This window comes from Sphingomonas sp. PP-CC-1A-547 (assembly GCF_003610375.1).
In the GTDB taxonomy this organism is placed as follows: domain Bacteria; phylum Pseudomonadota; class Alphaproteobacteria; order Sphingomonadales; family Sphingomonadaceae; genus Sphingomonas.
Genome location: NZ_RAPZ01000012.1, coordinates 441,453 through 454,315 on the forward strand (window position 1 = coordinate 441,453; position 12,863 = coordinate 454,315).

Annotated in this window: 13 protein-coding genes; 6 read left to right on the plus strand and 7 right to left on the minus strand. The window is 66.5% G+C overall.

The genetic code is table 11. From position 1 onward, the window contains the following. Positions 1 to 30: 30 nt before the first annotated feature. Genes C8J39_RS13035 through holA form a run of 4 tightly spaced genes read left to right on the plus strand, consistent with a single transcriptional unit; the run spans position 31 to position 4,698 of the window. Entirely contained in the window at positions 31 to 462 is a 432-nt protein-coding gene (locus C8J39_RS13035) for a DUF3576 domain-containing protein (RefSeq protein ID WP_056053843.1), read from the plus strand. Between the two features lie 11 nt (positions 463 to 473). Next, positions 474 to 3,155, plus strand: a complete 2,682-nt coding sequence (leuS, locus tag C8J39_RS13040; RefSeq protein WP_120300833.1) for a leucine--tRNA ligase — start codon at positions 474 to 476, stop codon at positions 3,153 to 3,155. Then, positions 3,152 to 3,682 (plus strand): LPS assembly lipoprotein LptE, encoded by a 531-nt coding sequence (lptE, locus tag C8J39_RS13045; RefSeq protein WP_120300834.1) that lies wholly within the window; start codon positions 3,152 to 3,154, stop codon positions 3,680 to 3,682. The genes leuS and lptE overlap by 4 nt, the downstream gene beginning before the upstream one ends. After that, positions 3,679 to 4,698 carry a DNA polymerase III subunit delta gene (holA, locus tag C8J39_RS13050; protein WP_120300835.1) on the plus strand — a complete coding sequence of 340 codons (1,020 nt, stop codon included), beginning with the start codon at positions 3,679 to 3,681 and terminating at the stop codon, positions 4,696 to 4,698. Before lptE ends, holA begins: the two co-directional genes overlap by 4 nt. Before the next feature lie 270 nt (positions 4,699 to 4,968). Here holA and C8J39_RS13055 read toward each other — a convergent pair whose 3' ends face one another. Genes C8J39_RS13055 through C8J39_RS13080 form a run of 6 tightly spaced genes read right to left on the minus strand, consistent with a single transcriptional unit; the run spans position 4,969 to position 10,669 of the window. Next, positions 4,969 to 5,868, minus strand: coding sequence for a ParB/RepB/Spo0J family partition protein (locus tag C8J39_RS13055; protein ID WP_120300836.1), 900 nt, complete (start codon positions 5,866 to 5,868; stop codon positions 4,969 to 4,971). Further along, a complete protein-coding gene (locus C8J39_RS13060) occupies positions 5,865 to 6,647 on the minus strand; it encodes a ParA family protein (protein WP_056487592.1) in 783 nt (260 codons plus the stop codon). The genes C8J39_RS13055 and C8J39_RS13060 overlap by 4 nt, the downstream gene beginning before the upstream one ends. Further along, positions 6,644 to 7,264 (minus strand): 16S rRNA (guanine(527)-N(7))-methyltransferase RsmG, encoded by a 621-nt coding sequence (gene rsmG, locus C8J39_RS13065; RefSeq protein ID WP_120300837.1) that lies wholly within the window; start codon positions 7,262 to 7,264, stop codon positions 6,644 to 6,646. Before rsmG ends, C8J39_RS13060 begins: the two co-directional genes overlap by 4 nt. Continuing rightward, entirely contained in the window at positions 7,261 to 9,096 is a 1,836-nt protein-coding gene (gene mnmG, locus C8J39_RS13070; protein ID WP_120300838.1) for a tRNA uridine-5-carboxymethylaminomethyl(34) synthesis enzyme MnmG, read from the minus strand. The genes rsmG and mnmG overlap by 4 nt, the downstream gene beginning before the upstream one ends. A gap of 54 nt (positions 9,097 to 9,150) precedes the next feature. Further along, positions 9,151 to 10,428 carry a tRNA uridine-5-carboxymethylaminomethyl(34) synthesis GTPase MnmE gene (gene mnmE, locus C8J39_RS13075; RefSeq protein WP_120300839.1) on the minus strand — a complete coding sequence of 426 codons (1,278 nt, stop codon included), beginning with the start codon at positions 10,426 to 10,428 and terminating at the stop codon, positions 9,151 to 9,153. A 7-nt stretch (positions 10,429 to 10,435) separates the two neighbouring features. After that, complete coding sequence (locus C8J39_RS13080; RefSeq protein WP_056053820.1) at positions 10,436 to 10,669, minus strand: DUF6489 family protein; 234 nt, start codon at positions 10,667 to 10,669, stop codon at positions 10,436 to 10,438. 56 nt (positions 10,670 to 10,725) lie between these two features. Between C8J39_RS13080 and C8J39_RS13085 the strand changes: the two genes are divergently transcribed. Together C8J39_RS13085 and C8J39_RS13090 are read left to right on the plus strand one after the other, a co-directional pair. Beyond that, complete coding sequence (locus tag C8J39_RS13085) at positions 10,726 to 11,196, plus strand: methylated-DNA--[protein]-cysteine S-methyltransferase (RefSeq protein WP_120300840.1); 471 nt, start codon at positions 10,726 to 10,728, stop codon at positions 11,194 to 11,196. Then, positions 11,193 to 11,894, plus strand: a complete 702-nt coding sequence (locus C8J39_RS13090) for a dienelactone hydrolase family protein (RefSeq protein WP_120300841.1) — start codon at positions 11,193 to 11,195, stop codon at positions 11,892 to 11,894. Before C8J39_RS13085 ends, C8J39_RS13090 begins: the two co-directional genes overlap by 4 nt. A 115-nt stretch (positions 11,895 to 12,009) precedes the next feature. Here C8J39_RS13090 and C8J39_RS13095 read toward each other — a convergent pair whose 3' ends face one another. After that, positions 12,010 to 12,729 (minus strand): TerC family protein, encoded by a 720-nt coding sequence (locus C8J39_RS13095; protein WP_183038001.1) that lies wholly within the window; start codon positions 12,727 to 12,729, stop codon positions 12,010 to 12,012. Positions 12,730 to 12,863 lie beyond the last annotated feature (134 nt).

Consider the following 12,863-nt stretch of genomic DNA (forward strand, 5'->3'; position numbering starts at 1 on the left):
AGGGCTGATTTTCTTGCCAGGATGATGCCCATGTTCCGCCGCTCGCGTATCGCAGTCGTGCTGTTTGCCCTGCCTCTCGTCGCTTGCGGCGGCGGATCGGCGCGTCCCAAGGCGGATCTCGCCGCGTCGAAGATCACGACGATCGGCGTGAACAGCTATCTGTGGCGCGCGAGCCTCGACACGCTCGGCTTCATGCCGCTGCTGCAGACCGATTCCAACGGCGGCGTGATCGTCACCGACTGGTACATCAACCCGCAGACCCCGACCGAGCGCATGAAGGTCACCGTCTCGATCCTCGACCAGGATCTGCGCGCCGATGCGCTGCGCGTCGCCGCCCTGCGCGAAGTGAACCGCAACGGCCAGTGGGTCTCGTCGCCGGTGCAGGCCGCGACCACGCAGAAGCTCGAGGACATCATCCTGACCAAGGCCCGCGACCTGCGCCGCGCCTCGATCGCGGGCTGAGGACTGATATAATGGCGTCGCGTTTCAATGCGTTGAAGGCGGACGCGGCGTGGCAGAAGGTCTGGGACGAGCGCAAGACGTTCGCCGCCGACGATCTGTCGATCAAGCCGCGCTCGTACGTGCTCGAGATGTTCCCCTATCCGTCGGGGCGCATCCACATGGGGCATGTCCGGAACTACACGATGGGCGACGTGCTCGCGCGGTTCCGTCGGATGAAGGGCATGGAAGTGCTCCATCCGATGGGCTGGGACGCGTTCGGCATGCCTGCCGAAAACGCGGCGATGGAAAAGGGCGTGCATCCGGGCAATTGGACGCGCGCCAACATCGCGACGATGAAGGCGCAGCTGAAGCGGCTGGGCTTCGCGCTCGACTGGACGCGCGAACTGGCGACGTGCGAGCCTGAATATTACGGCCACGAGCAGGCGCTGTTCCTCGACCTGTTCGCGGCGGGCCTCGTGTACCGCAAGGAATCGGCGGTAAACTGGGATCCGGTCGACATGACCGTGCTCGCCAACGAGCAGGTGATCGACGGTCGCGGCTGGCGCTCGGGCGCGCTGGTCGAGCGGCGCAAGCTGTCGCAGTGGTTCCTGAAGATTACCGACTTCGCCGACGAACTGGTCGACGGGTTGGGCGCGCTCGAACATTGGCCCGACAAGGTCAAGCTGATGCAGGAAAACTGGATCGGCCGTAGCCAGGGCCTGCAGTTCAAGTTCAACCTCACTGCTCCCCTCCCGCTTGCGGGAGGGGTCGGGGGAGGGCCTGATACGAACGCGGCGGCAGCGTCCGAGGATGCCTCCCCTCCCCTAACCCCTCCCGCAAGCGGAAGGGGAATTGAGTCGGTCGAGGTCTTCACCACGCGTCCCGACACGATGTTCGGCTCCAGCTTCGTCGCAGTCGCCGCGGATCACCCGATCGCGCGCGCCATCGCCGAGACGAACCCCGACGCCGCGGCCTTCATCGAACTATGCAAGCGCGGCGGCACCACCGCGGCCGAACTCGACACGCAGGAAAAGCTCGGCTTCGACACCGGCATCCGCGCGGTGCATCCGCTTGACAAGACGTGGCACCTCCCCGTCTACATCGCGAACTTCGTGCTGATGGAATACGGCACCGGCGCGGTGTTCGGCGTCCCCGCGCATGACCAGCGCGATCTCGATTTCGCGCGCAAATACGACCTGCCCGTCAAGCGCGTCGTCAGCGAAGGCGATGACGAGGCCCCCGTGTTCGTCGGCGACACCGCCTGGACCGGCGCCGGCACTATCGTGAACTCACACTTCCTCGACGGCATGGACATCGAGGACGCCAAGCGCGTCGTGATCGAGCGTGCCGAGGGCGAAGGCTGGGGTAAGGGCACGACCGTGTTCCGCCTGCGCGACTGGGGCGTCAGCCGCCAGCGCTACTGGGGCACGCCGATCCCGATCATCCACTGCGACGCGTGCGGCGCAGTGCCGGTGCCCAAGGACCAGCTGCCGATCGTCCTGCCCGAGGACGTCAGCTTCGACGTTCCCGGCAACCCGCTCGATCGCCATCCGACCTGGAAGCACGTCCCCTGCCCGTCCTGCGCAGGCCCTGCCCGGCGCGAGACCGATACGCTCGACACCTTCGTCGACTCGTCCTGGTATTTCATCCGCTTCGCCAGCCAGCCGGACGCCAAGCCGTTCGACCGGACGGGCGCGGAGAAGTGGCTGCCGGTCAACCAGTATATCGGCGGCGTCGAGCACGCGATCCTGCATCTGCTCTACGCCCGCTTCTGGACGCGCGCGCTGAAGCATATCGGCATGCTCGACATCGCCGAGCCGTTCGCCGGGCTGTTCACGCAAGGCATGGTCACGCACGAGACGTATAGTCGAGGTGACGCCGGCGACGCGCAGCCGGAGGCCGACACCGACGACGACGATTCGAGCGACGCACCGGTGAAGACGAAGTGGCTGTCTCCCGACGAGGTCCGCAAGACCGATGCAGGGTATATCGAGATCGCGACCGGCGGCCCCGTGACGGTCGGTCGCGTGACGAAGATGTCGAAATCGAAGAAGAACACCGTCGATCCCGAGCCGATCGTCGACCAGTATGGCGCCGACGCGGTGCGCTGGTTCGTGCTCTCCGACTCGCCCCCCGAACGCGATCTCCCCTGGAGCGAGTCCGGCATCGAAGGCGCGTGGCGGTTCGTCCAGCGTCTCTGGCGCCTGATCGAGTCGGACGATGCGGCAAAGGCCGAGGGCGACGACATCGCCTTGCGCAAACTCTGCCACCGCACGACTGTCGGTATCGAGAGCGATATCAATGCCTTGCAGTTCAACAAGGCGGTCGCGCGGCTCTACAGCTTGTGCAGCGCGATCGAGAAAGCAGCGCCTTCCGCAGACCGCGAACAGGCGATCCGCACGCTGCTGCTGCTCGTCAGCCCGATGGTCCCGCACGTCGCCGAGGAAGCATGGGCGACCGCGGGCAATGACGGCCTGATCGCCGACGCGGCGTGGCCGATCGTCGATCCGGCGATGCTGGTCGACGACGAAGTCACGATCGCGGTGCAGGTCAACGGCAAGCTCCGCGACACGCTCGTCTTCCCCAAGGGCGCACCGAAGGACGAGGTCGAAGCCGCCGCGCTCGCCTCCGAGAAGATCGTCCGCCTGCTCGAGGGCAAGCCGCCCCGGAAAGTGATCGTCGTGCCCGACCGTCTCGTGAACATCGTCGCATGAAGCGGCTTGCGATCCTCAGTGCGCTGGTGCTGGCGCCCATGGTGTCCGGTTGCGGCCTGCATCCGCTCTATGCGGGCGGCAGCAGCGGACCGGTCGCCGGTGCGCTCGGCCAGGTCGAGATCGCGCCGATCGCGGGCAAGAACGGCTGGCTGATGGCCACCGCGCTGCGCGATCGCCTGCCCTCGAACGGCGCACCCGCGCTCTACCGGATCGACATCCGCCTCGACGACACGATCAGCGGTCTCGGCGTCCGCACCGACGACAGCGTCTCGCGCGAACGCCGCACGTTGCGCGCGCGCTATCAACTCGTCCGGATCGGCGACAATTCTGTGCTGCTCGACGCGACTGCCGGCTCCGACGCCGGCATCGACGTCGTCCGCTCCGAATATGCGACGATCGCGGCCGAGAATACCGCGCTCGAACGCCTGTCGCAGATCGTCGCCGACCAGATCGTCGCGCGCGTTGCGCTGTATGCGCGCAACACGCCTGCGGTCGCCGCGGCGCAGGCCACTCCGCCCGCCAAGTGAAGGCCAGCGCCGGCCAGATCCGCGGTGCGCTTGCCAAGCCGGGCGGCGACATCCGCCTGTACCTGCTCCACGGCCCCGACGAAGCCGGCGCAAGCGACCTCGCCCGCGTGCTCGCCAAGGCGATGGGCGCGGATGCCGAACGCGTCGATCTCGACGGCTCGACGCTGAAAGGCGCCCCCGGCCGGCTGACCGACGAAGCCGCCTCGCTATCGTTGTTCGCCGGGGCCCGGTTCGTCCGCGTCGCGTCGGCCGGCGAGGAAAGCCTCGAAGCCTTCACCAACCTCCTGGCGGCCGAACGCGTCGGCAACCCCGTCGTCGCCATCGCCCCCACCGTCAAATCCACCGCCAAGATCGTCAAGCTCGCGATCGACTCCCCGCGCGCGATGGCGTTCGCCTGCTACGCCCCGACCGCACAGGACGCCGAACGCCTCGCGACGACGATCGCCAACGAGAACGGCCTCCGCCCCGCCCCCGGCGTCGCCCGCCGCCTTGTCGATACGACCGGTGGCGACCGCGCCGTCATTTCGCGCGAGATCGAGAAGCTTGCGTTGTATCTCGACGCCGCCCCCGATCGCCCTGCCGACCTCGATCACCACGCACTCGATGCAGTCGGCGCGGACCTCGGCGATGCGGAAATGAGCCGCGCGATCGATGCGGTGATCGAAGGCCGGGTCGACGATCTCGGTGCCGAACTCGCCGTGCTCGAAGAAGCCGGCACCTCGCCGATCCCCTGGCTCCGCCAACTCGTCCGCCGCCTGATTGCGCTGGCCGACATGCGCGGCGAAATCGACCGCGGCGAAGCGGTCGATGCGGTCATGAAACGCCACCGCGTATTCTTCAAGGAAGAGGCCAGCACCGCGCGGTCATTGCGCCGCTGGTCACCGGTAATGCTCGCCACCGCAATCCAGCGCGTCCGGACCGCCGAGCGCGCGATCATGGCGTCCGGGAATGCCGGCGGTGTGGTGGCAGAGGCAGCGGTGGTGGCGCTATCCCAAGCGATCGCACGGCGAAACTAACGCATCCGAAACCACATTCGCGTCTGCGTCTGCCTCAGCCTCCGCTTCCCTCTTCCCGCCCCCCACCTTCCGTCATCCCGGCGCACGCCGGGACCCATGGATAGGGTGCAATCACTAACGAAACGGACCGCAACCGTGGGTCCCGGCTTCCGCCGGGATGACGGAAATAGTGATCCTCCCTCCCCCTTCGCCCGCTCGTCCTGAGCGAAGTCGAAGGATGGTCCGGAACACAGGTGCTTCGACTTCGCTCAACACGAACGGAGCGCGTGATTAGATCGCCCCACCCGTCAGCCGCTGGCAAACCATATCGAGCTGGTCCAACGTCGAGTAATTCAACGTCAACGTCCCGCCCGTCTCAGTATGCGCCACCCGGACCTGCAACCCCAACAAGTCCGCCAACTGCCGCTCCAACGCAGCGATATCCGCATCCGGCACCCGAGGCTCGGACGACCCACCACCGCCACGGCTCCGCCCAGGCTTCGCATCGCGCGCCAGCTTCTCGGTCTCGCGCACGGACAGCCCCCGCGACACGACCTGGTCCGCCAGCGACTCCACGTCGGGCGACCCGAGCAACGCCCGAGCATGCCCCATCGACAGCGATCCATCGACCACCTGCGACTGCACCTGCGCCGGCAGCTCCAGCAACCGCAGCAGGTTGGCCACATGACTCCGCGACTTGTGGACGATCTTGGCGAGCACCTCCTGCGTGTGGCCATACTCCCCCGCCAGCCGCTGATACGCTTGAGCCTCTTCGATCGCGTTGAGATCCTCGCGCTGGATGTTCTCGATCAGCGCGATCTCGAGCGTCTCGGCGTCGTCGAAGTCGCGAACGACGACCGGCACCTCGTGCAGCCGCGCACGCTGCGCCGCCCGCCAGCGCCGCTCGCCCGCGACGATCTGGAAGTCATGCCCGTGCGGCCGCACCACGATCGGCTGGATCAGCCCCCGCGAGGCGATCGACGCGGCCAGCTCGTCGAGCATCGCCTCGTCGAAGTGCCGACGCGGCTGATCGGGATGCGGCGACAGCGAACTGACCGGCAACATTCGCACACCCGACGATTGCTGCGCCGCACCATGGGCCGATACCGGCGTCTCGCGCGCCATCTCGCCGAGCAGCGCGTTGAGGCCCCTGCCCAGCCCCGGCCGGCCGCGTTTGTTACCGTCGCTCATGCCGCAACCTGCGCAGTTGCCGGAAGCCGCCCGATAAGCTCACGCGCCAGCGCAATATACGCCTGCGACCCCGAACACCGGTGATCGTAGATCAACGCCGGTAATCCGTGACTAGGCGCCTCCGACAGCCGCACGTTGCGCGGGATCACCGTCTCGAACACCACTTTGCCGAGAACCGCGCGAACATCCGCGGAGACCTGGTCGGTGAGCCGGTTCCGCCGATCGAACATCGTCAGCGCCACCCCCAGGATCGACAGACCCGGATTGAACCGCTGGCGAATCCGCTCGACCGTACTCAACAACTGCGACAACCCCTCAAGCGCGAAAAACTCGCATTGCAGCGGCACGAGCAGCGAGTCCGCCGCGACCATCGCGTTGATCGTCAGCAGCCCGAGAGACGGCGGACAATCGATCAGCGCGATGTCCCATGGCCCCTGCGCCGCCTTCACCGCGCGATCGAGCCGGTGCGTACGCGCATCGAAATCGACCAGCTCGATCTCCGCGCCGGACAGGTCGACCGTTGCCGGCACGATATCGAGCCGCGGCACACGCGTATGCACCACCGCTTCCTCGATCGACGTCTCACCGACCAGCACGTCATAGCTCGACCGCTCGCGCTGCGAATGGCCGATGCCGAGCCCGGTCGACGCGTTGCCCTGCGGATCGAGATCGACCAGCAGCACACGCATCCCCGTCGCCGCGAGCGCTGTCGCGAGGTTGATGGCGCTGGTGGTCTTGCCCACCCCACCCTTTTGATTGGCGACCGCGATGGTGATCATCGCGCGCTTACCCGATCCAGAACCACGATCGACGACTCCGGGTTCGTGACGCTTTGTTCCACGTGGAACATAAACCGCCAATGCTGCTTGAGCGCGGCCAGCTCCTCCTCGTCGAAACGCCCCCGAGGAAGCAACCACCGCGTCTCCGTTGTGGCGCAGTGCGCCGCGCCACGCAAAAGGTTTTGCAACGACGCAACCGCACGAGCGGAAATGATCGAAGCGTCGGCCGCGGCATTCTCAACCTTGGAGGCATGAACGCGCACCTGTTCGCCGAGGCCAAGCCGAGCGACACACAACTGGAGGAAGTCCGCACGACGACGCCGGGGCTCGACCAGATCGACCGGCCCCTCGCGAACCAGTGCTACGACCATGCCGGGAAACCCCCCACCGGTGCCAATGTCGAGCCAACGCTGCGCCGACGTATCCGCGCCCGCAAGCGCAACCAACTGGAGCGAATCCACCACATGCCGATCCCAGATCGTCGGGATAGTCGACGGCGCGATCAAATTCTGATGCGGCGCTTCCTCGACGACCATCGCCACGAACGCGCTCAGGCGCTCGGTCGCCTCCGCCCCGAACCGCTCGGTCGTCCAGCTCTGCGCTTCGTCTTCGGTCATGCTGGCACTCGTTTCGTATGCAATAATACCGCGGACAACGCCGCCGGGGTGATCCCCCGCACTCGCGCCGCCGCCGCAAGCGAGGTCGGCCGCGCTGCGCTCAGGCGATCGATCATCTCGTTCGAAAGGCCCGGCACACGATCATAAGCAAGGTCCTCCGGCAAACGGATCGCCTCGTCAGCCCGCAACCGCGCGACTTCCTGCGCCTGCCGCTCGATATACGGAGCGTAGCGCGCGTCCTCTAACACTTCGTCAACGACCGCGGTCGGGATGCCCATCGCTGCGTCCGGCGCGACATGCGAGAGCGTCACGCCCTCAAACCTGAGCCAGTCGAACGCAGTCCGCCGCGCACCATCCCGACCGATCGCAACGCCCTGATCAGCCACGTGGGTCGCGGTCTGCTCCCCGTCGAGCGCTGAGCGGAAACGAGCACGATCCTTGGCCAGCGCATGCTGATGCGCCAACCGCTCGGGTCCAAGACACCCAGCCGCCTCCGCAATTCCACCCAGTCGTGTCTCGGCATTATCCGCGCGCAACGACAACCGGAACTCCGCTCGCGCCGTGAGCATCCGATACGGCTCGGTCACACCCTGCAGCGTTAGGTCGTCGATCATCACCCCAAGATAACTCGACGCACGATCCAAAATCACCGGCGCCAGATCGCACGCATACGCCGCCGCGTTGAGCCCAGCGACGAGCCCCTGCCCCGCCGCTTCCTCATACCCGGTCGTGCCATTGATCTGACCCGCGCAGAACACCCCCTCGATCGCACCAAGCGCCAACCGCGTATCGAGCGCCCGCGGATCGATGTAATCATACTCGACCGCATAACCCGGCATGGTCATCGCCACGCGCTCGAGCCCGGGAATGCTCGCCAGCATCGCCGCCTGAACCTCGAACGGCAGCGACGTCGACAGCCCGTTCGGATACACCGTCGCATCGTCGAGCCCCTCGGGTTCCAGGAAAACCTGGTGCCCGTCGCGGTCGCCGAACCGATGTACCTTATCCTCGATCGACGGACAGTAACGCGGCCCCACCGCCTCTATCGCACCGGTGAACAGCGGCGACCGGTGGAACGCCTCGCGAATGATTGCATGCGTCCGATCGGTCGTCCGCGTGATGGCACAGGCGATCTGCGGGAGCGGACGCGCGCGAGTCATCGGCGACATCGTCCAGGGATCGAGGTCAGACGGCTGCTCGGCGAGTGCGCCCCAGTCGATCGTCCGCCCATCGAGCCGCGGTGGCGTCCCCGTCTTCAGCCGCGCAATCGGCAGGTCCCGCGCGCGCAACTGGTCCGCAAGTGGCTTGGCCGCCCGCTCGCCAATTCGCCCCCCTTCCTCGCGATCGTCACCGCGGAAGATCCGTCCGCCCAGGAACGTGCCGGTCGCCAGCACGACCGCTCGTGCCGCCACGATCGCGCCATCCGCCAGCACGACACCCGCCACACGATCGCCGTCAAAATGCAACGCCGTCGCCTCGCCCTCGACGATCGACAGTCCTTCCGTGGCCGCAAGCATCGCCTGGATCGCACCGGAATAGAGACGCCGATCGGCCTGGATCCGAGGCCCCTGCACCGCCGAACCCTTGCTCCGATTGAGCATGCGATAGTGGATCGCGGCGGCATCGGCCGCGCGACCGATCAGCCCGTCGAACGCGTCGACCTCGCGAACCATGTGCCCCTTACCGAGCCCACCGATCGCCGGATTGCACGACATCGCGCCAATATGCGCCGCGTCGAACAACACGAGCGCGGTACGCGCGCCCCTCCGCGCCGCCGCGGATGCGGCTTCGGTTCCGGCATGGCCACCGCCAACCACCACTACATCGAACATGTAACGGCCGTAGAACGCCACGACCGACGCGTCAAAGATGTTCCACGTGGAACATCACTTCCCGATGCAGAAACGCCCGAACAGCGCGTCGAGCATCTCCCCGGTCGCATCGAGCCCAAGCACGCCAGCAAGAATCGCGCGAGCCTGTCGAAGGTGTTCGGCGACGATAAGCGCGTCCGAGCTTCGATACCGAAGAGCCTCGACCGCCGCAGCGCACTGCCGGCGCTGGTGCTGCTTCAATGCGATCTCATCGCCACGCGGCAGCATCGCAATCGCTCGCCGATGCAGTTCACCCCAAAGAGCATCAAGCGATCCCCGGTCGTTTTGCGACACCGCCAATGTCCGACCGGAGGGCAGTTCTCCCCGCCCCGGCAGATCCGCGCGCGCATGAATCCAGATCGCATCGGCGCGGGGCGGCGCGGTATCGGCCAGCCACATCACGATGTCCGCTGCGGCGAGCGCACCTTCCGCACGCGTGACGCCGATCGCCTCGATCGGGTCGAGCGTGTCGATCAAACCCGCGGTATCGGTCAGCACATAGGCGACACCATTCCGCGTCACCGGAACGTCGATACGGTCACGCGTCGTTCCCGAGATGGGCGAGACGATCGCCGCGTCCCGCTCGCCGAGCAGGTTGAGCAACGTCGACTTGCCGCTATTCGGCGGACCGCCGATGACCACGCGCAGCCCGTCCTTGAGCCGCTCGACCGGCGGGGCGTCGACCACCGCCTCGATCTGCGCGGCGAGCGTATCGATCTCCGAGACGATCGCGTCGAACGCCGCCGTATCGCTCGCGACGTCGTCCTCGTCGGCGAAGTCGAGCATCGCCTCGATCCGCGCAGACAGCATCGCGACCGAGTCCATCCAGCCGCGGACGGCCCGGCTCACCTGCCCCTCCGCCGCCGTCATCGCCGCGACACGCTGGCTCTCCGTCTCGGCTTCGAGAAGATCGGCGAGCCCCTCCGCCTCGGTCAGGTCGATGCGGCCATTGGTCAGCGCGCGACGCGTGAACTCCCCCGGCTCGGCGTGCTGCAAACCGGGCATCCCCGACAAGGCACGCTCCACCGCCGCAATCACCGCCCGACCACCGTGGCAATGAAACTCGACCAGGTCTTCGCCAGTCGCCGTCGCGGGTCCCGGAAACGCGATCACCAGCGCGCGATCGAGCAACGCCCCATCGCTGTCCCGCAGTCCCCGGAGGCTGGCATGGCGCGGCACCGGCAATGGTCCCGCCAGCGCCTCGGCCGCAGCAAACGCCTGAGGCCCGCTCACCCGAACGACGGCAATCGCCGCTGGCGGTCGTCCGCTCGATACCGCGAAAATCGTTTTCACGGGAAACTCAGCCGCTTTTCGTCGCGCTGTCGAACAGGCGCTTCCACATCGCCATTCCCGCCTCGCCCATCGGCTGCCAGCCGCGCATCATCGATTCGAGCATCTCCGGCTTCATCTGGCCGTCCGGAATCGCTTCCATCATCATCGCGATATAGCGATCGTGGATCGGCGTCAGGTCGGGCAGCCCGACCGCGCGACGCGCTTCTTCGGGCGTGCATTCGATCTCGATATTCATCTTCATGTGACGCACCCTCGATGACGCTTGAGCGGTCCATCGCGGCGCTGCATAGCGGGGGAATGTATGCGCGCGATGCCGCCTCGATCGCAACGCCTATCGGTCTGGTCCGCGTGACCGGCACCGGGGACCGGATCGACGCGATCGATATCGGCGTGGAGGATGGTTCGACCAGCGATGCCACCGCGATCCTGGAAGCACTCCGCCAGATCGACGCGTATTTCGCCGGACGGCTGACCGTGTTCGACCTGCCCCTCGCGCTCTCCCCTACCCCGCGTGGTGCCGACCTTCGCCAGGCGATCGTCGACATCGCCTACGGCACGACGGCCAGCTACGGCGCACTCGCCAAGGCGATCGGCTCCAGCCCGCGCGCGATCGGCCAGGCGTGCGCACGCAATCCTTTTCCGATCATCGTCCCCTGCCACCGAATCCTTGGAGCCGGCGGAGCGCTTGGTGCGTACTCCGCGGGGGAAGGCCCGATCACCAAATCCCGGCTACTCGACCATGAGCGGCCGCCAGGAGGACTGTTATGACGAACACTACCAAGATCGCCACGCTCACGAGCGATGGCGAATTCACCGCGTATCGCGCGACCCCGGCAGGGACGCCGAAGGCCGCGATCGTCGTGATCCAGGAGATCTTCGGCGTGAACGCAGGGATCCGCCGCAAGTGCGATACGCTAGCCGAGGCCGGCTATCTCGCAATCGCACCCGACCTGTTCTGGCGGCTGGAGCCGGGCATCGAGCTCGATCCCGACATCAAGCCCGAGATGGACCGTGCGCTCGGATTGATGGGTCAGTTCGACCAGGATAAGGGCATCGCCGATATCGAAGCGACAATCCGTGCGGCGCGCGTCGAACTCGGCGACGACGCCAAGGTCGGCGTGGTCGGCTACTGCCTCGGCGGACGCCTCGCGTTCATGACCGCGGCACGGACCGACGTTGATGCGAGCGTCGGCTATTACGGAGTCGGGATCGACGGCCTGCTGGCTGAAAAGCACGCGATCGCACACCCGGTGCTGCTGCACGTGCCGGAAGAGGATCACTTCGTCGACAAGGCCGCGCAGGCGGCGATGCACGCCGGGCTCGACGATCACCCGAAGGTGACGATCTACGATTATGCTGGCGAGGACCACGGCTTCGCGACCGAGTTCGGCGAGCGTCGCTCGGATGCGTCTGCCAAGCTGGCGGATGAGCGAACGGCGAAGTTCTTCGCGGAGAATTTGGGCTAACCATGCCCTCCCCGTCACTCCTGTTCCGGGGTGACGGGGTGCTGACAACAGACATGAAAAAGGCCTCGCCGGACGATCCCGACGAGGCCTTTTCTTATCCCAACTGCCCCCGCGATCAGCGCAGCAGCGAGATGATCCCGAGCGTCTCGCCGGTGCCGACCCAGCCTTCGTAGATCATCTTCAGCGCGACCACGAGGATCACCGCGAGGCCGATATACGCGATCCAGCGATACTTGTTGATGACGCGCGCGATGTAGTTCGCCGCCAGACCCATCATCGCGACCGACAGCAGCAGGCCGATGACGAGGATGCCGGGATGCTCGCGCGCCGCGCCTGCGACGGCCAGAACGTTGTCGAGGCTCATCGAGACGTCGGCGACAGCCACGGCCCAAGCGGCGCTCGCAAAGCCCTTCGAGGAGCGGATACCCGATCGCTCGTCGCCCTCGATCTCCTCGGAGCCCGCATTCTCCGCGCCCTCGCGGATTTCACGCCAGAACTTCCAGCTGACCCAGAGCAGCAACAGGCCGCCCGCAAAGATCAGCCCGACGATCCCCATCAGCCACGTCACGATCAACGCGAAGAAGATCCGCAGGACGAGCGCGGCGCCGATGCCGATGAGGATGACCTTCTTGCGCTGGTCGGCAGGGAGGCCAGCGGCGAGTGCGCCGACGACGATCGCGTTGTCGCCCGCGAGGACGAGGTCGATCATCAGGACCGATCCGAACGCGGCGAGCGCCTTCGGGTCGCCCAGGTTGGAGAAGTCGGCGACGATATGCTGCCAGATCTCCAGCGGCGAGCCGGGGCCTGCGGCTCCCGATGCGGCGGTGGCCAGCATGGCGATGATACTCAAGATGTCAGCTCCCGGTGACGTGGGTCACCAGCGGCGAGCGATGGTGACGGTTTACGTAGGTTTAATAGCAAAGCGGCACGCGAAAGCCATGCTCTCGCGTGCCGCTTTGGTGTGCTTGG

Excerpts from the sequence above, each read along its gene's own strand:
- C8J39_RS13080 (WP_056053820.1), bottom strand. The coding sequence starts at position 10,669 with ATGAAGATGAATATCGAGATCGAATGCACGCCCGAAGAAGCGCGTCGC.
- C8J39_RS13060 (WP_056487592.1), bottom strand. The coding sequence starts at position 6,647 with ATGATCACCATCGCGGTCGCCAATCAAAAGGGTGGGGTGGGCAAGACC.
- lptE (WP_120300834.1), top strand. The coding sequence starts at position 3,152 with ATGAAGCGGCTTGCGATCCTCAGTGCGCTGGTGCTGGCGCCCATGGTG.
- C8J39_RS13090 (WP_120300841.1), top strand. The coding sequence starts at position 11,193 with ATGACGAACACTACCAAGATCGCCACGCTCACGAGCGATGGCGAATTC.
- C8J39_RS13095 (WP_183038001.1), bottom strand. The coding sequence starts at position 12,729 with ATGCTGGCCACCGCCGCATCGGGAGCCGCAGGCCCCGGCTCGCCGCTG.
- leuS (WP_120300833.1), top strand. The coding sequence starts at position 474 with ATGGCGTCGCGTTTCAATGCGTTGAAGGCGGACGCGGCGTGGCAGAAG.
- C8J39_RS13035 (WP_056053843.1), top strand. The coding sequence starts at position 31 with ATGTTCCGCCGCTCGCGTATCGCAGTCGTGCTGTTTGCCCTGCCTCTC.
- C8J39_RS13085 (WP_120300840.1), top strand. The coding sequence starts at position 10,726 with ATGTATGCGCGCGATGCCGCCTCGATCGCAACGCCTATCGGTCTGGTC.
- C8J39_RS13055 (WP_120300836.1), bottom strand. The coding sequence starts at position 5,868 with ATGAGCGACGGTAACAAACGCGGCCGGCCGGGGCTGGGCAGGGGCCTC.
- rsmG (WP_120300837.1), bottom strand. The coding sequence starts at position 7,264 with ATGACCGAAGACGAAGCGCAGAGCTGGACGACCGAGCGGTTCGGGGCG.
- mnmG (WP_120300838.1), bottom strand. The coding sequence starts at position 9,096 with ATGTTCGATGTAGTGGTGGTTGGCGGTGGCCATGCCGGAACCGAAGCC.